A 20132-nucleotide genomic window follows, 5' to 3' on the forward strand; every position below is an offset into this window, starting at 1 on the left:
CATTTATGTAACAAGTGCCTTTTTCTGTTATTAAAAACTAGATGCTCTTCATTCATTTACTAATCTGTTGAACGTAGTTATGATTCTTTTAATCGTTTTTTTCCTTACTTAATAAGGAAGATAAATTTCCACGAAAAATAAATAGTAATGTTGAAATAAATTTCTGGAGGTAAACAAAATGAAAAAATATCAATTCCCTGAAGGTTTTTTATGGGGAGGAGCTACTGCAGCCAATCAAATTGAAGGCGGATTTAATGAAGGGAATAAAGGACTAAATATTGCCGATGTTCTTCCAGGTGGAAAAGAGCGGTTAAACATATTAATGAATCCAGGTTTTGATTTTGAAATCCATCAAGATCAATACCACTATCCAAATCATGAAGCAATTAACTTCTATCATCAGTACAAAGAAGATATTGCATTGTTTGCAGAAATGGGGTTCAAGGCATTCCGTATGTCGATTGCCTGGACACGAATTTTTCCAAACGGTAATGAATTAGGGGCAAATGAAGAAGGGTTAGCTTTTTACGATCGTGTTTTTGATGAATTACATAAACATGGCATTGAACCAGTCGTAACTATTTCCCACTATGAAATGCCACTAAATTTAGTAAAAGAATATGGTGGTTGGAGAAGCCGTCAAGTGGTAACATTCTTCGAAAGATATGTTAAGGCTATTTTCAATCGTTATAAAAATAAAGTAAAGTTCTGGATGACTTTTAATGAAATCAATAGCAGCTTGGTGATGCCGATTCAAGGCCTTGGTTTTTCCATACAAAAAGAAGAGGATAAATACCAACCAACCTTCCAGGCGTATCATCATCAATTTATTGCCAGTGCCATCGCGGTTAAAGCATGCCATGAGATCATTCCTGACTCCAAAATTGGCTGTATGATTCTCTTTGCACCTGTATATCCCTTTGATTGTAATCCAGAAAATGTTCTGTATGCCCTTCAGGAAGAACAGCTATTCAATTATTATTGTGCTGATGTGCAAGTTCGGGGTGAGTATCCAGCCTTCATTAAGAGATACTTTAAAGAACATCATATCGAATTGGAAATTCAAGATGGTGACCTAGAATTAATAAAAGATGGCACTGTTGATTATATTGGCTTTAGTTATTACATGTCCCGCACTGAGAAGAAAATGATGACAGATGCGGAAGCAGCACTGGGAAATATTATTGGCGGTATTAGAAATCCGTTCTTAAAAGCAAGCGACTGGGGGTGGGAAATCGACCCAGTAGGATTACACATCAGCTTAAACAAATTATATGATCGCTACCAGAAACCACTATTTGTTGTAGAGAATGGGTTAGGAGCTTATGACAAAATAGAAGAAGACGGCACGATCAATGATGACTATCGAATTGACTATCTTCGTGAACACATTAAAGCAATGGGGGAAGCCATTGAAGATGGTGTTAAATTAATAGGCTATACAAGCTGGGGTTGTATTGATACGGTAAGTATGTCGACAGGCGAGTTCTCCAAACGTTATGGCTTCATTTATGTGGATAAACATGATGATGGCAGTGGAACATTAGAACGGAAGAAAAAGAAATCCTTTTTCTGGTATAAAGACGTAATTGCAACAAATGGGGAAAAACTATAAAAGTTTTTAAATAACAATTTACTTGAAAAAATGTTTAATTACTAACAGAGTATTAAAACACATAGCCATTTGTTACATCTGCACCCAAGACATTGTGATGCAGTAGCTTAAATAGATTTAAAAGAAGAAGCAGATGCCTGATTAGGTTTATGTTTTTACGATTTATGGTTCTTTGGCAATCTGGCTAGTTTCTGAATAAGTAATTAATTGGTTTAATATTAAGCACAGTGAACCTTATCATAAGTAAATGAGATTTTATGGCCCAATTGTATGGATTTAAAATTGTAGAATGTTTATCGTTATTTAAAATCAACAATCACTGCATAAGGGCGATGACAGAGGCGAGTTTTCTTTTCTTTTCACGCTCTTTTTGCAGATTCTGAACGACAAAAATTAACGACCTCATCAACATATTATCGAAACAATTCCCACTCTTTTTCTACGATTGCGTTGTAAAAGAACCGCTAATGTTCTCTAATGACGTTTTCTGCTCTTCTTTAACAGTCGAAACAAGAATGTATACATGTTTCTCATGCTTTTTCCCTTTTGGTCTAAATTAAATGTTTTCAACTATAATCAATTTTTTTATATAAAAAAATCTTGTTTTTAGTTTAAAATTATGTAAATATATATATATGTCAAGACAGTTGTTAACCATTGGTATTTACAGTATGGAAGTGAATAAAGTTATAATTATTGAACATGGAGTCGCGGTCTTACAAATAGCCACATTTATCTTGCAATGATAGAAAACGTAAATATTAGAAAAAAAGCAGTGAATTCTGTTTTTTGATACGTAAAAATAATAGGAAGGAACGATAAAATGACAGTTACTGAAATGCATAGCCGCTTAGTTGAGGAAATTCAAGAATGGAAGAAAAAGCGCAATGCCATTCTGCTCGCTCATAACTATCAACTTCCAGAAATTCAGGATATTGCAGACGTGTTGGGTGATTCCCTAAGTCTTGCACGCGCTACAGTGGACACCACTAAAGACGTAATCGTGTTCTGTGGTGTTCACTTTATGGCAGAAACGGCTGCCATATTGAATCCAGAGAAAACTGTGCTTCTTCCAGACCTAGAAGCTGGTTGCTCTTTAGCTGATTCAATTACAGCTGACCAACTGCGTGCATGGAAAGCAGAACATCCAGGAGCAGTTGTGGTTTCTTATGTCAATACAACTGCTGAAGTTAAGGCAGAAAGCGATTATTGTTGTACCTCTTCCAATGCAGTAGAAATCGTGCGATCCATTCCTGAAGATACAGAGATCCTTTTCTTGCCAGATATGTTCCTTGGATCTTTCGTGAAGAATGAAACAGGTCGTGAAAATATCCATATTTGGATGGGAGAATGTCACGTACACGCGGGGATTGCTCCACATCAGGTAGAAGGTGTTCTCACACAGCATCCAGAAGCAGAACTGCTTGTGCATCCGGAATGTGGATGCTCTACTTCTAGCATGTATTTAATGTCTGAAGGAATGCTACCAAAGAGTAAAACTCATATTCTATCAACGGGTAACATGCTAAAACACTCTAAAAATTCTGATGCAGATGAATTCATCGTTGCAACAGAAGTAGGGATTATTCACCAGCTGCAAAAACAAAACCCTAAAAAACGGTTTGTCCCTGCCAATCCAGACGCCGTTTGTCCTTTTATGAAAATGATCACACTTGAAAAAGTTTTAGATGCTTTAAAAGAAAATAAACATGTGATTACGGTTCCTACCGAAATAGCTGAGCGAGCAAAGCTTGCCATTGAGCGTATGGTATCCATAGGTTAAGTATATTGAAATAAACAACAGATTCGTTTTTTTAGCGGACTATATCATTTTTTCTAATAGTTAAGAAGTAACTGTAATTTCATTACGAATTAATTCCAGGTAAACGCTGCTTATTTCTGTGATATGCCTGCAATCACCACTCAAGGCACTGAGAAGAGGTTGTAAAAATTTAATTGAGATAAGAGGAATTTATTATCTTCTGAAGACCATTTTTAAGTAAATGGTCTATTTTTTTATTTATTGCTGATTGTTCAACACTCGGGCCAGATTGTAGAAGAAATCAAGCAAAATTAGAATACAGATTAAGGGTGATTGTGAAGTATTACACTTAAACTAACAGACATATTAACAAGAAGACAGTAAATAGTTGACTATTGCTAATTGTCTTGTGAACACTAGTACAATGAGGTGTTATGACTATACCACAAATAAAATAATAGCCAAAAATACACTCTTACAAATAGGCAAATATCTATTCCTCTTTGAACATGGACACATACACTATTTTTGAAACAATTTGAGGAGGAGATAAAAAATGGAAAGACAATTTTTAGGAAGCGGTATGGGAATGGGTATGGGCGGATTCCCTGGAATGGGTATGGGCGGATTCCCTGGAATGGGTATGGGTGGATTCCCTGGAATGGGTATGGGTGGATTCCCTGGAGTGGGTATGGGCGGATTCCCTGGAATGGGTATGGGTGGATTCCCTGGAATGGGTATGGGTGGATTCCCTGGAATGGGTATGGGTGGATTCCCTGGAATGGGTATGGGTGGATTCCCTGGAATGGGTATGGGTGGATTCCCTGGAATGGGTATGGGCGGATTCCATGGAATGGGTATGGGCGGATTCCCTGGAATGGGTATGGGTGGTTTCCATAGAATGGATATACCAGGTATGCTATAACCTCGATTTCCAATACTTTAGTGATATCAACGTTTTTCCTGCAAGGGCTTTTAAACTTCAACTTACTGTAAGAAAAAACATAAGAGGGAACCCCGCGATATCTTATAGCTTATTGGTAAGTGATTGGGTAGTGTATTTACTCATCTAAATTGAGCCACTTCAATCGCGTAATCGTAAGCCACTCAATTTCCAATTAGAACACGTCTTGATTTGGAGTGAGAGGTATGATAGACTCGTCGCCGACTCGAAACACCTTAGTGTCTCGGCTTTCGAGAAAAATTATACCTCTGGAGACTCCGTGTCAAGATATTCCTGATTTTCCAGTATCACAAGGCCTAGTGGCTCACATTTTGGTAATCGGAGTGGCTCAAAATGTAGTTAGCAAAAACAGGTAGAAAGTAGAAAAAAGAATGAAGGTCAATAAAAAGTGTTTTTCTTTAATGGTTGCATGATGAATATAAGGTGAACTCCCATGAAAATTAAAACTGAAAAAGAGCATAAATAAATAGACTTAGGAAACCACGTTTTTAAAAAAGACTGAGCCTCTTGAAAGATACATTATAAGGTTGGTAAATCGATTGTGTCCTAGACATCTTTATTCATAATAATAAAATTGAGGGTCATTTGGAGTAAAGATTAGAAAAGGATTAATCTCCCATGGGTGCTACCTCTAAAGAGTACGCCAGTCGGTGGTACACCTTGAGCGTTAGAGTCAGACTAACGGATGGGCTCAAGTTCAAAGACCTACTTCGCCAACATTAAAACAGTATAAACTACATGCCCAATTTTAATTCTTTGTGTGCAGGAGTGATTTTTGAGTTACATGTGTGGTTAACGGGACTTTACTTCAATTGAGCTAAAGTCTTTTTCTTATTCAAGCAAAGGGGGAGGAAAGTAGATGAAGAGAGATGATTTTTCATCTCTTTTTATATCGTATTAGACTTAAAAAGCATAATAAAGAGAGGAAAAAAAATGAAAGAATAAAAACTTCTGTTGCTTATCGAACCAAGATTTCGAACTTATTCTTGTGGTTATGCTGATAATGTGGATTTTATTCCTTTTCGTAATTTATTAATGGAAATAGGTACTCAATTAAACGAAAAGGTTAATGCGTAGTTCGAAATTTCTTTTAATGAAATGTTTTTCTTTGAATTGGTTTACAAAAATAAAAAGGAGGGTTCTATAACTAAATATAGCCCCCTCCCTATTTTCAACAATCAGCTTCAAACCGAATGGCTTGAATAAACTGACAATCAACAACAATAACTGATCCTGGCTCGGTCTCATTATCATTAAAGAAAGCACAGCAGTTATTTTTGTCAAAAGAAACGAAAACCACATCTTCTAAGATAGTGCCACCAGATAGAAATACATCAACTTCAGTTAGTGTTTGTAATCTTCGGAGTTGATCACAGGCACATCCTTTACATTTACTTGTACAATGTTTTTGGTTATCACAGTCATTACAATGATCGTGATGTTTTGATTTATTACTAGGTCCTGACATTTATTACACCTCCTTTCAGTTAGAAAAATAAACTTCTTACTTTATAGTTTATTTTTGAAAAACTAAAGGAGATTGGACAAACAGTCTGGTGGATAAAAACATTTTAATTAAGTAAACATTAATATTTGTTTTTACAATGCGAAACTAAAATAAAAAACCCATATAAGGTTTAGATAAGAGTCGATGGAGCTGATTAATTAATTATGATGTTGCACATTACGACCATATTATGCAATATAAGAGCAGCTTCTTTAATAATCGGATGTTATATTCAATATGTACAAACTTGTTACCATAGTTTTTGATCTTCCACAATCAGGCGCTTTTCTGGAGTAAGGAAAGTGTCTTTTATCTATTAGCCGGGTGGGTTCGCTGATTGAGAAAATGATCAAATTTTTTTATAAAAATTAAATAATTAATATCAAATGTGGAATACATTTTGATCAACTTTTTATCAAAATGTATTCTTATTATTTGTCGCTAATCTTGCATTTGCATGATGTGTTTAATCAAACTTTATTTCAAAGTTACAATAGTTATTTTCTATAAAAATCAAAAGTGTCTTCCTTTAATAAGGAATCAATGGTTATATTAAATTAATGAACTACTTGACAAAGATATTGAATTTTAATATCCTTTTCCAAAAGCAATTTAATATAAAAAATTCGTATAACTCCAATGATATGGTTTGGAGGTCTCTACCAGGAACCAGTAATTCCTGATTACGAAGAAGGTACAGTAGTTGTATTTTCTTCGTAATCAGGAATTTTTTTTTGCTATTTAAATCAAATAATAGGAGGTTACAATGAATTTTTCGGCGTTACCAAAAATTGAACTTCACTGCCATTTAGATGGAAGCCTTAGACCTGAAACAATCATTGATATAGCAAGGAGAGAGGGTATTAGTATCCCTTCTTTTGAAATGAAAGAAATTCAAAAAGAGCTTATTGCTCCATTAGAATGTGAATCCCTTAATGAATATTTGAAAAGATTTGCAATCCCCAATTTAGTCATGCAGTCGAAGGAAAACTTAAGAAGAATTACCTTTGAGCTTTTTGCAGATGCGGCAGAGGAAAATGTGAAATATATGGAGGTTAGATTTGCTCCTTTACTTCACATGGCAAAGGGGTTAGATGTGGAAGATATCATACAAAGCGTTTTAGATGGAATGAAGGATGCCAAAAATCAATATGATATAAAAGGAAACTTAATCCTGTCTTGTATGAGAACGATGTCTTTAGCTAGTGCTTTTGAAGTCGTAGAAAAAGGTAAGTCCTTTTTAGGAAAAGGGGTCGTTGCAATCGACCTATGCTCCTCTGAAGAGGAAGGCTTTTGTGGAAAATTTGTGGAACCTATCGCATTAGCTAGAAAATATGGATACAGAGTAACGATACATGCTGGTGAAACAGGAATAGGTAAAAATGTATTAGAAGCAGTGGAACTTTTAGGCGCTGAAAGAATTGGGCATGGAATATTTATTAAGGACTGTATTGAGGCATATAACATAGTGAAGGAAAAACGAGTGGTGCTTGAAATGTGCCCTACAAGTAACGTTCAAACAAAAGCAGTGAATCATTTTAGTGAACATCCAATCTATCAATTTCATAAGGATGGAATAAAAGTAACAATTAATACGGATAACAGAACGGTATCAAATACAACTATGGCAAATGAATGTAAGATCGTATTTAATGAATTCAATATAAGCCATGAGAATTATAAGCAAATTTATCTTACTAGTATTGAGGCATGCTTTGCAGATTCAGAGACAAAGGAAAAGCTGAAGAAATATATGTAATGATAGTAAAAATAAACATTTGAATGTCATTCACTAGTCAATAGGTTTCTTTGTGGATTTTGAATAAAGTTTGATAATTTAAAATTTAAAATAAAGTCTGATCGTTTAAAATAAGATTGATAATTTGAATAAAGATTGATCAAAATCCTGTATTAATTTAAACAGGATTTTTCTTTTTTGCTCTTGTTGATGTTGACATTCCCTTATTGTATTTTTTCCATTAAAGGGCCAGATTGCAGAAGATCATTTCAAATGAAAATTGCCTTCTTTTATTAAAATATACAAGAGATTGTGAAGATTTGTACTTAAACTAACGGGGCAGGTTAGTGGTGCGAAATGTTTCTAGCGTAAATTGAGGATGGTCACATTTCTCAAGTAAAGGCTAGACAGTTCCTTTCGGAACTGAAGGATTATATCGAAGAATCAAATGATAGGGTAACGCCTTGAAGGGTTCTCTCTTAGTCGAATAGCACTGAATTTAGTAAGAATGATAGTGTTATAAGCTCGGTGAAAAGGCGTGAGAAATTACCGTACCAGTTCGGCTGGCGAAAGCCTACTCGATGGAGTGGTGTAATTCATGATGCTTGAGTTGAATGAATATGGTGAGAATGCAAATAAACCTAAAATAAAAGGTTAAGCTGACGAACTTCCGAATGTACGGGTCTATACCTGCGATACATAGAAATGTGTATATCACCAAATTGTGAGGTTAGATGTGGATGAGTAAGACTAACTAATATGAAAATCCATGATACGTTACAGGCGTATGAACGCTAACAGGCTTACAGGAAGCACCTAAGTTCATTCTATAATAGATATAATTCAACGTTGTAAGCTGATAACGTGGAGGACTTACTTCCAATGAAGCGGTGGCGAGGAAAGCAATAATGAAACTAGCTATTGTATAACTTACCTTTGTATCAGTGAAAGTGGTGGCACAGTACCAATGAAATGTCTAATCAACATGGAGGGATAGCCACTAGACTAATTAAGATTTATTCAACCAAGTAAGGCAGTTCTTTATCGGTTAATAAGGTTCTTGTGAGACTAAAAGAGGTTTAACTCCGAAAGGAGTCACCAACTTATTGAAACGGAAGAAACTGAGACACACTGAGTATTATAGTATGCAAGATTGTTTTGACACACTATATGCTCAAAGTGTCAGTGGTCATCACTTCTATGACTTAACAGAATTAATGAGTTCTAAGGATAATATACGACTTGCCTACCGAAACATCAAAAGAAACTCAGGTAGCAAAACTGCGGGAACAGATAAATTAACAATTAACGATATTCTAGATTTAACAGTGGAAGATGTAATAGCAAAGGTTCAAGCCATGTTCAAATGGTACAAACCGCAAACAGTAAGGCGTGTTTTCATTCCAAAAGGAAAAGGGAAAACTAGACCTCTTGGGATTCCAACGATTTGGGATAGAATTTTTCAACAATGCATACTTCAAATTTTAGAGCCAATATGTGAAGCAAAATTCCATAAACATAGTTATGGATTTAGACCAAATCGCAGCACTCATCATGCCAAAGCAAGATTTGAATTTCTTATCAATCAAACTGGACTCCATCATTGTGTTGATGTAGATATTAAAGGTTTCTTTGATAATGTTAAACACAGTAAGCTATTAAAACAAATCTGGTCACTAGGCATAAGGGACAAATCACTTCTTTCAATTATCTCTAGGCTATTAAAAGCAGAGATTGAAGGAGAAGGTATTCCTACAAAAGGTACTTCGCAAGGAGGTATTTTGTCACCTTTACTATCTAACATTGTATTAAACGAATTGGATTGGTGGATTAGTGACCAATGGGAAACTTTTGAAAGCAGATATACTTACTCCACCAATGGTAGTAAGTATCAGCATTTAAAGAAAACATTTTTGAAAGAGTGTTTCATCGTCCGTTATGCAGACGATCTTAAGGTAATGTGCCGAACCAGGTCACACGCAATAAAAATGAATTACGCATTGAAAGATTTCTTGAGAAAGACTTCATTTGGAAACAAGTGAAGAAAAATCAAAAGTTATTAATCTAAAGAAAAACTCTTCCGAGTTTCTTGGTTTTTCAATAAAAGCCATAAGAAAAGGAAAAACAAGATTTGGTTATGTAGCAAGGTCCGATATGTCAAAGAAGGCTAAAGCAAACGCCTTCCTGAAGATTAAGGAAGCTATAAAAGTAGTCAAGAAAAAACCTTGCATTCAGACTGTTTGGAATTTCAATACCGTCGTCATGGGAATCCAAAACTATTACTCTGTCGCCACTCAAATTTCTATTAATCTGAATGAGTTAAACGCTCATCTACGCAAAACGTTATATAACAGGCTAAAGAACATTAGAACCGAGGCAAGTTTTCATGATATGACTAAGACCTTGCAGAAAAGATACAAGGGTTATAAGGCAAAACTATTTAAGATACAACAAATGGTCTTTGTGCCTATCTATGCCCAAAGGTGGAAAACAACACTTTGTTTCTCACAAACGACTTGTAACTTTACTGCCGAAGGTAGAGCAAAAATACACAATAGCTTAAAGGCAATTGATAAAACTATGCTTTCTTACATCATGAGAAACTACATTCCAAACCGAACTATCGAATACAATGACAACAGGATTAGTAAATTTATCGCCCAATATGGCAAGTGTGCCATACTAGGGGTAGAGTTAGGGATTAACGAATGGCATTGTCATCATATTAACCCATATCACCTTTCAAAAGATGATAGCTATTCAAACTTGATAATTCTTGATAAAGCTATACATCAACTGATTCATTTAAAAGACAAGGTTAAAATAGAAACTCTGTTACATTCTTTAAAGCTTACTAGTAAGCAAAAGGAAAAGATAAATAAGTTACGCCTAAAGTGTCAAAATGAGATAATTTAATATGGAAAATTAGCACTCGTCTGCTTACACATAGAAAGAATAAATTGGATTAGTTGGAACGCCGTACGCGATGAAAGTTGCACATACGGTGTGAACAGGGGGAAAAGGGAGCGATAACTTCAAACCCTTACCTATCTGTATAAATAAGAAATATATGCATGCTAAAAAATCGGATTAATTTTTCATAAAAATACATACCCTAAAATATCGGAGGTATGTAAATGAAAAACTCAAAATTATTTTTAGTAGCAATGCTAATTCTTCCCTTGTTAACCATACCATTATTAGGTCGGAATGCATTTAAAAAATATCTCCCAGCCGCAATATTTATGTGTATCTTCACAAAAATATTAGATACAATCGGCGAAAGAAAAAAATGGTGGCGGTTTTATAAAGGAATTCCTCCTTTAAGTAGCATGGACATGCTAAATTTTGGTCCTTACTTTGTTTCTAGTCTTTGGTTGTTAAAAATGACCTATGGGAAATTCCCACTATATTTAATTTCTAATACTATTCTTCATATATTATTTATTTTCCTAGGGATAAAATATATAAAACGTCTTAGAATACTTTCTTTAGTAAAATTAACAAAATTTCAATACTTAGCAATCGATTTTATTAGAGCATTACTTCTATATGTTTTTCAATTCTTGAAGGAAAAAGCACAGGGTGAAGTAATAAAAAGTCAAGCAAACTTAGAAATAGAATGTTCTTCAACGGGTGCCCTTTAGTTGAATAAAAATCGATTAAGTCAGCAGTTGTCTGTTGGCTTTTTTATGTCTCTATAGGACGATAATGTGCAATTAATAAATTGTAAACCCATCTTCAGCAAAACCAGCTAATAGTTGTCAACATTTTTCAATTAAAAAATTAAAATATAGATGATATACTAAAAATGAGTATGCCAAATAACCTTCCTCATCTTCAAAATTGGAAGGTTTTGTTTTGTATTGTTAAACATGGTTTTTAAGCTAATTCTTGGAAAGTGGTTTTGTTCTTTAAAAGCGCATAAATCAAGTGTAAAAGCTTATTAACACAAGCGATAATTGCTACTCTATAGGGTTTACCCTCGTCGCGTTTTTTATCGTAAAACTCTCTTAATTTTTTATTTCGAGGAATAACGGTATCACTCGTCTTTTGCTTTCGGGCATCTCGAATTCCACAGTATACAGCCATATATAATGCTTGCCGTAACCTTCTAGATCCTCTCTTTGTTATACGATTTTTGGTTGCTGTAAATCTTCCAGAAGAGTAAACACTAGGATCTATTCCCGCAAAGGCAACCAACTTTTTAGGGTGATTAAACCGATCTATTTCTCCTATTTCGGAAATGATTGTTGCCGCAATCTTTTCTCCGATACCAGGAATAGACTGGAGAATCTTATATTCTTCAATTTCTTTAGCGAGGGCATCTATTTTTGCTTCTAGTAGTGATAAATGCTCTTGATATTGAAGAACGATGGTAATTAACATCTTTAGGTTAAAAATATGACTTTCATATAAGTTATTTTGAAATGGATTTCGTAATGCTGCTTCAATAAGCTTTTGTGCTTTTTCTTTTGCCCACTTTTCAGAACGTCTAGTACATAACGATACAATCTTGTCGGTTAATACAGATTCGGTAGTATTTAGTACATGTTCAGAAGTAGGAAATATGGAAAGAGTCTGTAAAGATACTTTTGAATATAAATCACCAAAGACACCTCTATATTCAGGGAATACCTGATCTAGCACTGTTAGAAGCTGTACCTTGGTTTGTGTAGAGATACCTGTAATGATCTCTTGTTGTCTTGTAAGATTACGAAGGTTTAAGAGTTGAATACCTCTTTTCTTATACGGCTCAACTTCTTCTTTATAGAATAGTTCGCAAAGAAGATAGGCATCGACAGCGTCTGTTTTTACCTTTCTTAAACTGGCACTCCTTGCTCGATGAGAGATAAGGGGGTTCACAATAATATAAACATATTGCTGTTCCTCCAAAAATTGAATAATAGGAGAGTGGTAATGTCCTGTTGATTCTAAGATAACTGAAGGTTGCTTACCATCAGCTACTCTTTCAATCTCTTTTAAGAATCCTAATAAATTCTCAAAGCCCTCAACAGTATGCTTTACACTAAAACTTTTACGAAAAGGTTGACTCTTATCCAAGAATGCTTGTACCTGACTTTCCCCTTTAGAAACATCCAGACCAACTACTGGATTCATCATCATCTCCTCCTTAGAAATAAAGATTAGTCGGTTGTCCCTAGAGCTGCTTGTACTGTCATAGGTTCGCTTGTTAAACGGGATCTTTGTCCCAACCAGCCTGAAACATGCTTATACAAGTAGGGAGTGAACAGTTTTGCGGACGGGATCAAGTCCCACGGGCGCTACGTTCTACTCCGACTACCGCTATAATAAAACCAATTAAAAAAAGTTCAACCAGTAAAAACTGGTTAAACTTATATTACGAACGGGCGCTTTAATGGAATAAAAGGAGAGCATATATTAGTCATGTATAATATGTGCGCTCCTTTATTTTTAGGGATTTTTATAATTTAGGTCTTGATAAGTTTTTCAATAAAGTCGTTTAAAAACAAATAAAGTTGTTTAAAAGATGGTATAAAATTGGATTTTCATACCATCTTTTTTAAATTTCCTTGTATAATAAAAGGAAGAATATTTCGATATTTGTTTAGTTAATAAAAGGCAGCTATTATAATCAATGAAACTAATCTCGAGAGGTGAGCAATGATTTTAGTCAGTTCTTGTTTAGCTGGAAATCCAGTAAGATATAATGGTACAGCTTGTTTAGATTATACAATTCAAAAATTAATTGCTGAAAAGAAAGCAATAGCTGTTTGTCCTGAACTATTAGGTGGTTTTAACACACCAAGAGAGCCTGCTGAAATCTTAGGTGGGGATGGTTATGATGTCTTAAATGGAAAAGCTAAAGTTATAGAACGTTCAGGGAATGATGTGACGGAATCGTATATAAACGGTGCTATAAAGACATTAGAGATAGCACAAGAAATGAAAGTCACTCATGTGGTCTTAAAAGAATATAGCCCCTCTTGTGGAAGTAAAGAAATTTATAATGGAGAATTTGTTGGTGAAAAAGTAGCTGGAGTTGGAGTAACGACAGCTTTATTGAAAAAGAATGGAATTCAAGTGATTTCTGAATGTGAGTTAGAGAATTTAAAGGATGAAATTTAAAAATAAGGGGCATATTCTGAACGATTCGCTCTCCGAAAATTAAACGACTTTATTATTTCTTCAAATTAAGGATTACAACAAATAAGATTTATTTTTAAACATCTTTAAAACCACCTACAAATTAATCTAGTAGGTGGTTACTACATTTCACGGATTTATATTAAACAACTTTATTATCTCTGCACAGGTAGGACCCCATACCCATCAAGCTAAGGCAAATCATTACCCCCAAAACGAAAAAACGCTATTCTTTCTGTAATATGATGGAAAGGATGGCCTTTTTTTATGTGTCGTGAGGTTTCAAACGAACTTACTCTCTTTTCACAGGAATTACAACGATAACAGCTGGCCAAAAAGGTAGGTTTTGTTGTGACTTTGAAATAAAATTCGATAATTTGTAAAAAAGTTTGATCAATAGTCCTGTATTGATATGCAGGATTTTTTCTTGTTCCACAATCGGGCCATTTAATGGAGTACAGGGCAGGAATATTTTGTGGGGAAGTCGAAGTTGTTTTATCGAATAGCAACTACGGTATCGAATTTTTGAAACTATTTGAACATGAGGGCATTCGGGAAATAAGGTTCGCGAATATTCCAATAGCAGAAGGTTTACGAAGTGTTGTTCGTTAACGAGATGTTATATGACATACTCGAAAACCCAATTTTACATTTTCCTATACTATGACTTTTCTTTGTTATCATGAACTGTGACAAGGTGTTTTTTGTTTGGAAGGAATTTGTAACTTTTTAATAGAAAAATTATGAAGATGATCAGATAATAAATTTTTACACATAAGGAGATAAAACTATGGCAAAAAACAAATTACTAAGAATGGACAATGTCGGCATCGTTGTAGAATCCCTTGATGACGCAATTTCTTTCTTCGAGGAGATTGGCTTGAACCTCGAAGGGCGAGCCACTGTCGAAGGTGAATGGTCTGGTCGCGTAACCGGACTGGGTTCTCAGTGCGTAGAGATTGCTATGATGGTTACCCCAGATGGCCACAGCCGACTTGAACTTTCGCGATTTCTCACCCCACCTACTATATCAGATCACCGGACTGCTCCTGTAAACGCCCTCGGGTATCTACGCGTCATGTTCACCGTTGAAGACATTGACGAAATGGTATCCAGACTCACTAAGTATGGTGCTCAGCTCGTTGGCGAAGTGGTTCAGTACGAGGACTCGTATCGGCTCTGCTACATTCGTGGAATCGAAGGACTTCTAATTGGTTTGGCGGAACAACTCGGTAACAAATAAGTAAGTGACGTTTTATAAAAAGCCTTTACTGAAATATACATTCCTGAAGTAAAAATTGAATCAGAAAAGCAGTGTGAAAGTAACTCAAAGAAGTCGGGTACATCATATAACACAGCATTCACGCTGCGGGACTTTCCGATCCCATTGGTCGCCAGGAGAAGAAGCAGGGAAGCAGATTTAGGCGACAACCCTGAGAGCCTAAGAACTTCGTTCTAAGGCTCTCAGGTTCGTGAATGCGAAAACGTTATATGCCAATCCGTCTCGATTTAAAGAAAATTTTTATTCAATAAAAGGGCGCTTTTCTTTAATAAGATCGGATCTTTCTATAATCGTGCGTTATCGTCAAAAAGAATGTAAGTATAACGTAAAGAATTATTAGTTTCAATTATGTTTTCGTTGACGAATGTATGTTCGGTGTTATAAAGTATGCTTATGGTAATAATAGTTGGTGGCTACTGCCACTTGGAAATTACTTAAGCATTGTAAAAAAATTAGAACTAAGGAGCTGTTAAATCATGTCAATTAGTTTGAACCCGTATTTGATTTTTGAAGGTAATTCGAGAGAAGCGGTCCATTTTTACGAGAAAGCTCTTGGCGGGAAAGTGATGGGTATCATGACGTTCGGAGATATGCCGGCGGACCCGAATTATCCATTGACGGATGACATGAAGAATCGCGTTATGCATGCACACTTGAAAGTCGGAGAAGCAGATCTCATGTTCAGCGATATGTACGAAGGCATGCCTTATCAGCCAGGCAATACGATTCAGTTGGCCATCCATCCTAAAGAAGAGGCTAGAGCTAGAGAAATCTTTGCCGCTTTGGAAGAGGGCGGACAAGTCATTATGCCCCTTCAGAAGACGGATTGGAGCCCCTTGTATGGGCAAGTAAAGGACAAGTTCGGCGTTACTTTCCAAGTGAACGTCCCAGCAGAGCAACCGCAGTATTAGCAAAAAGACTTCCGCTCCACCAACAAAAAAGCCTTCTGTTCGTGAATGGACAGGAGGCTTACTCAATTGCAAATACAATGTTTGTGTGGCTAATGAGTAAATCATACGAGGCCAAGCTTCTTCAATTAAAGGGTGCGTTCCTATAATAAGGATAGCGTTCTTTTTACATTTAAGGGCCAAATGGTTGAATAACAATTAATTGGAAATCGGACAATTATGTTAAAGTGTATAGAGAAGATTGTGATGAAATATACTTATGGTGTGTTTTAAAACCACTAAAATTATAATGTATTAATAATTGCAAATACAGAAAGAATCACGCCCGAGTTTTCACAATTAGGCGCTTTTGTATAAAAGGTAAACACTACTACATCATTCTATCTGCAATCACCACTCAAGCCATGTTGAGTACCCAGTGCAGCTCATATTAAATTGATATTTCTAAAACAGGTCTTGCTATACAAAATAGTAGTAAGACCTTATTTTAATAGAAAAGGGAGTGGATCGCAGCAATTGAGATTCGTAGGAAAAGTCATGAAAAAATTTTTACAATTTACCTATTGATACACTTCCTTTAAGCAGGAAAGTATTGCGGAAATCACCATGTTCCTTTCAATGGCTTACATACTCGTGGTCAATCCGGTTATCTTAAGCAAAACAGGGATGGATAAATAGAGTTCAGCCCACTTTCTTTGAGTGCTTCTTCTACTGAATGAATAAATCCTTTATAGGTTAAATGGCTGTAATCCAGACTTTTGCCAGGTCATACTCTGTGAATTTTTCGATTCCCAAAAACATAGCAAATTCATTTAAAATTGTGATAATATGGCAATACTAGAATTAGAGAATGGAGAAATTCTCTATATAAGGAGACCAAATATGGAACTTGAGTATATCGAAATAGTAGGTGCACGTGAGAATAACTTAAAGAATGTCAATTTAAAAATTCCGAAGAACAACGTAACTATTTTTACTGGAGTATCAGGGTCGGGTAAGTCATCAATTGTATTTGAAACGATTGCTCAGGAAGCTGGCCGGCAATTGAATGAAACCTTTAGCAAATTTATTCAAATTTATTTACCTAAATATGGTCATCCAGATGTAGATGCGATTAAAAATCTATCGTTAGCAATTATAGTTGATCAAAAGAGGATAGGCGGTAACTCACGTTCAACTCTCGGAACCATAACGGATATTAATCCATTAATCAGGGTGTTGTTTTCACGAATCGGGCAGCCGCATATTGGTCCTTCCTCTTATTTTTCGTTTAATGACCCAAATGGAATGTGCAAGACCTGTGAGGGAATCGGAAGGATCGTAACGCTTGATCTTGACAAGGCGTTGGATAAAGAAAAGTCGTTAAACGAAGGGGCGATTTTGTTGCCGGGCTATAAACCTGGTAATTGGCAGTGGAAAATGTATGCCGCAACAGGTTTTTTTGATTGTGACAAAAAAATCAAGGATTATTCTAAAGAGGAATACGACCAACTTGTCTATTGTAAACCGGTAAAAATCAATTCGGCCATTGTTGAAGGAATGAACTCTACTTATGCGGGTCTTGTTGAGAAATTCATTAGTCAGCACATCAAAACTGAGTTTGAAAAATCTGAGGCATCAAAGAAGAAAATTGCACCGTTTATAACAGAAGAGCAATGCTATGATTGCGGGGGTAAACGATATAATGAAAGTATTTTATCTTCGAAAGTCATGGGATATTCAATAGCAGAACTTACGGCTATGCAGGTAGATGAGCTTCTAGAATTAATCCGAAAAATTAATGATCAACATATACAACCTATTGTTAAAAATCTGACTGAGCGGTTGAATGATTTAATTCAAATAGGGCTCGATTATGTAAGCTTGGATAGAGAAACTTCTACATTATCAGGCGGCGAATCACAACGTGTTAGAATGGTCAAACACCTTACAAGCAGCTTGACGGATGTCATGTATATTTTCGATGAGCCAAGCATCGGATTACACCCAAGAGATGTGCACAGGCTTAACGAACTGCTAGTAAAATTACGGGATAAGGGCAATACGGTGATTGTAGTTGAGCATGATCCTGATGTCATAAAGATTGCCGATTATATAGTTGATGTTGGGCCGAAAGCTGGTACAAACGGCGGGAGGATTATGTTTGAGGGTAGCTATAGCGACCTACTTGAAGCCAAGACACTTACAGGGGAATACATCGGAAAGAGCATGCCGATTAAGAGTAAGCCAAGGACAAGCAATGATTTCCTTGAAACGAAAAAAAGTTCGTTACACAATTTGAAAAATGTTAGTTTAAGAATACCTAAAGGTATATTCACTGTTGTTACAGGAGTTGCTGGTTCCGGCAAGTCGACGCTTGTTAACGGTGTTTTTGCGAAGGAATATAAAGATGCCATCATTATCGACCAGTCCGCAGTCAGCGCAAATTTACGTTCAAATCCCGCGACCTTTACTGGAATAATGGATCATATACGCAAATTATTTGCTGATGAAAACAAAGTAAGCGCCGGATTGTTCAGTTATAATTCAGAGGGTGCATGTGAGGCTTGTAAAGGGCGAGGTTATATAGAAACAGATCTTTCTTTCATGGATTCTGTTGAAACCATTTGCGAGGAATGCGGCGGTAAAAGGTATAAGCATGAGGTTTTGGAGTATAGGTACAATGGTAAGAACATTGCCCGCGTACTTGATATGACCATAGCAGAAGCGTTCGATTTTTTTGTTCAAAAAGAAATCAAAAATAAGCTGAAGCACATCGTCGATGTCGGTCTGCATTATATGACGCTGGGACAGCCGTTAGACACCCTTTCTGGTGGAGAATGTCAGCGCTTAAAGCTTGCCAAAGAATTAAGTAAAAAGGGCAATATTTATATTATGGACGAGCCTACAACTGGTTTACATATGTCCGATATTACCAGCATTCTGACTATAATTAACCGTCTTGTTGACAAAGGCAACACAGTTATTGTTATAGAACATAATCTTGATGTCATTCGTAATGCCGATTGGATTATAGACGTAGGGGTTGAGGGAGGCAGCAGGGGCGGACAGATTCTTTTTGAAGGAACACCTGAAAACTTGAGAAACTGCAAGGAGTCTATTACTGCAAAATACTTGTAAACAAGTCGACAAGGTGGAAAATGGACAGCTAACCAATGTAGTTATAAGCAATCAAGAAACCAAGAAAAAAGAATATGAGTCGCTTCAATTCCAGATTGTGAATGAGAATGCAAGATCAATATTTCAGTTAATCATACAAGTTATTGGACAAAGGGACAGACCAGGGACAAGGGCCTGTCCCTGGTCTGTCCTAGACTTACAGGAAATCAAAACCCAGGCTACTACTTTTGGAAAGTTGGTGAATTGTGGACCTAATAGTACAACTACAATTTGAAAAAAACAGTCAAAAATGACACATTGAATAGGGTAGTTATAATGACGTTTTTATTTTATTCAATCTTTTGAATTTTTTTACAAAAATATAATTATTATGAAATGATATATGGTATAATTTTACTATAATGGAGGTGAAAATTGTAAAAACAACCATACTATTAAAATGAAATCTTTTTAAGTTTAGAAACCTTTCTATCAAATCCGCAATCCTCCCCTTTATATTTTCATCATTTAAAATCCACTATCAAGTCGTCTTAACTTACTTTCTGTCAAAATACTAATCTGAATAAATTTCAATTAATTACTGAATATAGGGGATTGTTGCAGGTTTAATCAATGTTTTTAATGAAGGAGTGGCATGATTATGCATGCAGTGCTGAATAAAATGGCAAAAGGCATTACAGTTTGTTATTCAGAAGTTTTTCCCGATCAAACCAATGATTTTTTCCACTTAGTTTATAATGGAAAGTTATTTTTAGTCGCTGACTCATATTGTATGAATCCAGATTGTGCATGCCAAGAGGCAGTTCTTAATTTTGTCCAAGCCTATCCGAAAGAAGGAAAGAGAGCTGACAGTTTTATGATAAGGCATAAACTAAACGGTAGAGGCTATAAAATTCATGACCAGGGAAAATTCAATAGACGTGAAGTCCAGGCCACTGTTCTGCATTTTACCGCTGACGACACGATCTTAAATCTTTTAAATGAACGATACAAGGAAATGAAGGAAAAAGCAAAAGAAATATTGTTATCAAATACAATGGAAGTACGAAATAATAGGCTAAGGTAATCACTACTACATCTATATTTATCAGCCATCACCACGCCGAA

At 35.7% G+C, this 20132-nt stretch carries 11 protein-coding genes, 3 pseudogenes and 1 riboswitch; of the genes and pseudogenes, 12 read left to right on the top strand and 2 right to left on the bottom strand.

Annotation, left to right across the window (positions count from 1 at the left end):
* Positions 1-178 precede the first annotated feature (178 nt).
* The 3 genes from RCG20_RS16750 (at position 179) to RCG20_RS16760 (ending at position 4302) form a co-directional block, all read left to right on the top strand.
* Positions 179-1615: a glycoside hydrolase family 1 protein gene (locus tag RCG20_RS16750; RefSeq protein ID WP_308181248.1), complete on the top strand. Its 1437-nt coding sequence runs from the start codon at positions 179-181 to the stop codon at positions 1613-1615.
* Positions 1616-2438: 823 nt separating this feature from the next.
* A complete protein-coding gene (gene nadA, locus RCG20_RS16755) occupies positions 2439-3398 on the top strand; it encodes a quinolinate synthase NadA (protein WP_308181249.1) in 960 nt (319 codons plus the stop codon).
* Between the two features lie 535 nt (positions 3399-3933).
* Positions 3934-4302, top strand: coding sequence for a hypothetical protein (locus RCG20_RS16760; protein ID WP_308181250.1), 369 nt, complete (start codon positions 3934-3936; stop codon positions 4300-4302).
* Between the two features lie 1210 nt (positions 4303-5512).
* Here RCG20_RS16760 and RCG20_RS16765 read toward each other — a convergent pair.
* Positions 5513-5722, bottom strand: a pseudogene (locus RCG20_RS16765) (hydrolase); the annotation flags it as partial.
* A gap of 732 nt (positions 5723-6454) precedes the next feature.
* Positions 6455-6554, top strand: a riboswitch (purine riboswitch).
* 60 nt (positions 6555-6614) lie between these two features.
* Between RCG20_RS16765 and add the strand changes: the two are divergent.
* The 3 genes and pseudogenes from add to RCG20_RS16780 all read left to right on the top strand — a co-directional run bounded on the left by add (position 6615) and on the right by RCG20_RS16780 (position 11233).
* Positions 6615-7607 (top strand): adenosine deaminase, encoded by a 993-nt coding sequence (gene add / locus RCG20_RS16770; RefSeq protein WP_308181251.1) that lies wholly within the window; start codon positions 6615-6617, stop codon positions 7605-7607.
* A gap of 1124 nt (positions 7608-8731) precedes the next feature.
* A pseudogene (ltrA, locus tag RCG20_RS16775) lies at positions 8732-10502 on the top strand (group II intron reverse transcriptase/maturase).
* A gap of 221 nt (positions 10503-10723) precedes the next feature.
* Positions 10724-11233, top strand: a complete 510-nt coding sequence (locus RCG20_RS16780; RefSeq protein WP_308181252.1) for a hypothetical protein — start codon at positions 10724-10726, stop codon at positions 11231-11233.
* 235 nt (positions 11234-11468) lie between these two features.
* Here the strand turns inward: RCG20_RS16780 and RCG20_RS16785 are convergent, their stop codons facing one another.
* Positions 11469-12707: an IS110 family RNA-guided transposase gene (locus RCG20_RS16785; RefSeq protein WP_308181253.1), complete on the bottom strand. Its 1239-nt coding sequence runs from the start codon at positions 12705-12707 to the stop codon at positions 11469-11471.
* Between the two features lie 525 nt (positions 12708-13232).
* On the opposite strand from RCG20_RS16785, the gene RCG20_RS16790 reads away from it, so the two are divergent.
* The 6 genes and pseudogenes from RCG20_RS16790 to RCG20_RS16815 all read left to right on the top strand — a co-directional run bounded on the left by RCG20_RS16790 (position 13233) and on the right by RCG20_RS16815 (position 20091).
* Positions 13233-13697 carry a 2-thiouracil desulfurase family protein gene (locus tag RCG20_RS16790; RefSeq protein WP_308181254.1) on the top strand — a complete coding sequence of 155 codons (465 nt, stop codon included), beginning with the start codon at positions 13233-13235 and terminating at the stop codon, positions 13695-13697.
* Positions 13698-14505: 808 nt separating this feature from the next.
* Entirely contained in the window at positions 14506-14958 is a 453-nt protein-coding gene (locus RCG20_RS16795) for a VOC family protein (RefSeq protein ID WP_308181255.1), read from the top strand.
* Positions 14959-15473: 515 nt separating this feature from the next.
* Positions 15474-15908 carry a VOC family protein gene (locus RCG20_RS16800; protein WP_308181256.1) on the top strand — a complete coding sequence of 145 codons (435 nt, stop codon included), beginning with the start codon at positions 15474-15476 and terminating at the stop codon, positions 15906-15908.
* Between the two features lie 534 nt (positions 15909-16442).
* Positions 16443-16580 (top strand): annotated as a pseudogene (locus RCG20_RS16805) (NCS2 family permease); the annotation flags it as partial.
* Positions 16581-16787: 207 nt separating this feature from the next.
* Positions 16788-19025, top strand: a complete 2238-nt coding sequence (locus tag RCG20_RS16810) for an ATP-binding cassette domain-containing protein (protein ID WP_308184379.1) — start codon at positions 16788-16790, stop codon at positions 19023-19025.
* A gap of 640 nt (positions 19026-19665) precedes the next feature.
* Entirely contained in the window at positions 19666-20091 is a 426-nt protein-coding gene (locus RCG20_RS16815; protein ID WP_308181257.1) for a hypothetical protein, read from the top strand.
* Positions 20092-20132: the final 41 nt, after the last annotated feature.

The sequence above is a fragment of the Neobacillus sp. PS3-40 genome, from assembly GCF_030915485.1.
In the GTDB taxonomy this organism is placed as follows: domain Bacteria; phylum Bacillota; class Bacilli; order Bacillales; family Cytobacillaceae; genus JAUZPL01.

Coding starts and splice junctions, on each gene's coding strand:
- RCG20_RS16790 (WP_308181254.1), top strand. CDS start 13,233: ATGATTTTAGTCAGTTCTTGTTTAGCTGGAAATCCAGTAAGATATAAT.
- RCG20_RS16760 (WP_308181250.1), top strand. CDS start 3,934: ATGGAAAGACAATTTTTAGGAAGCGGTATGGGAATGGGTATGGGCGGA.
- nadA (WP_308181249.1), top strand. CDS start 2,439: ATGACAGTTACTGAAATGCATAGCCGCTTAGTTGAGGAAATTCAAGAA.
- RCG20_RS16785 (WP_308181253.1), bottom strand. CDS start 12,707: ATGAATCCAGTAGTTGGTCTGGATGTTTCTAAAGGGGAAAGTCAGGTA.
- RCG20_RS16810 (WP_308184379.1), top strand. CDS start 16,788: ATGGAACTTGAGTATATCGAAATAGTAGGTGCACGTGAGAATAACTTA.
- RCG20_RS16750 (WP_308181248.1), top strand. CDS start 179: ATGAAAAAATATCAATTCCCTGAAGGTTTTTTATGGGGAGGAGCTACT.
- RCG20_RS16795 (WP_308181255.1), top strand. CDS start 14,506: ATGGCAAAAAACAAATTACTAAGAATGGACAATGTCGGCATCGTTGTA.
- RCG20_RS16780 (WP_308181252.1), top strand. CDS start 10,724: ATGAAAAACTCAAAATTATTTTTAGTAGCAATGCTAATTCTTCCCTTG.
- RCG20_RS16800 (WP_308181256.1), top strand. CDS start 15,474: ATGTCAATTAGTTTGAACCCGTATTTGATTTTTGAAGGTAATTCGAGA.
- add (WP_308181251.1), top strand. CDS start 6,615: ATGAATTTTTCGGCGTTACCAAAAATTGAACTTCACTGCCATTTAGAT.
- RCG20_RS16815 (WP_308181257.1), top strand. CDS start 19,666: ATGCATGCAGTGCTGAATAAAATGGCAAAAGGCATTACAGTTTGTTAT.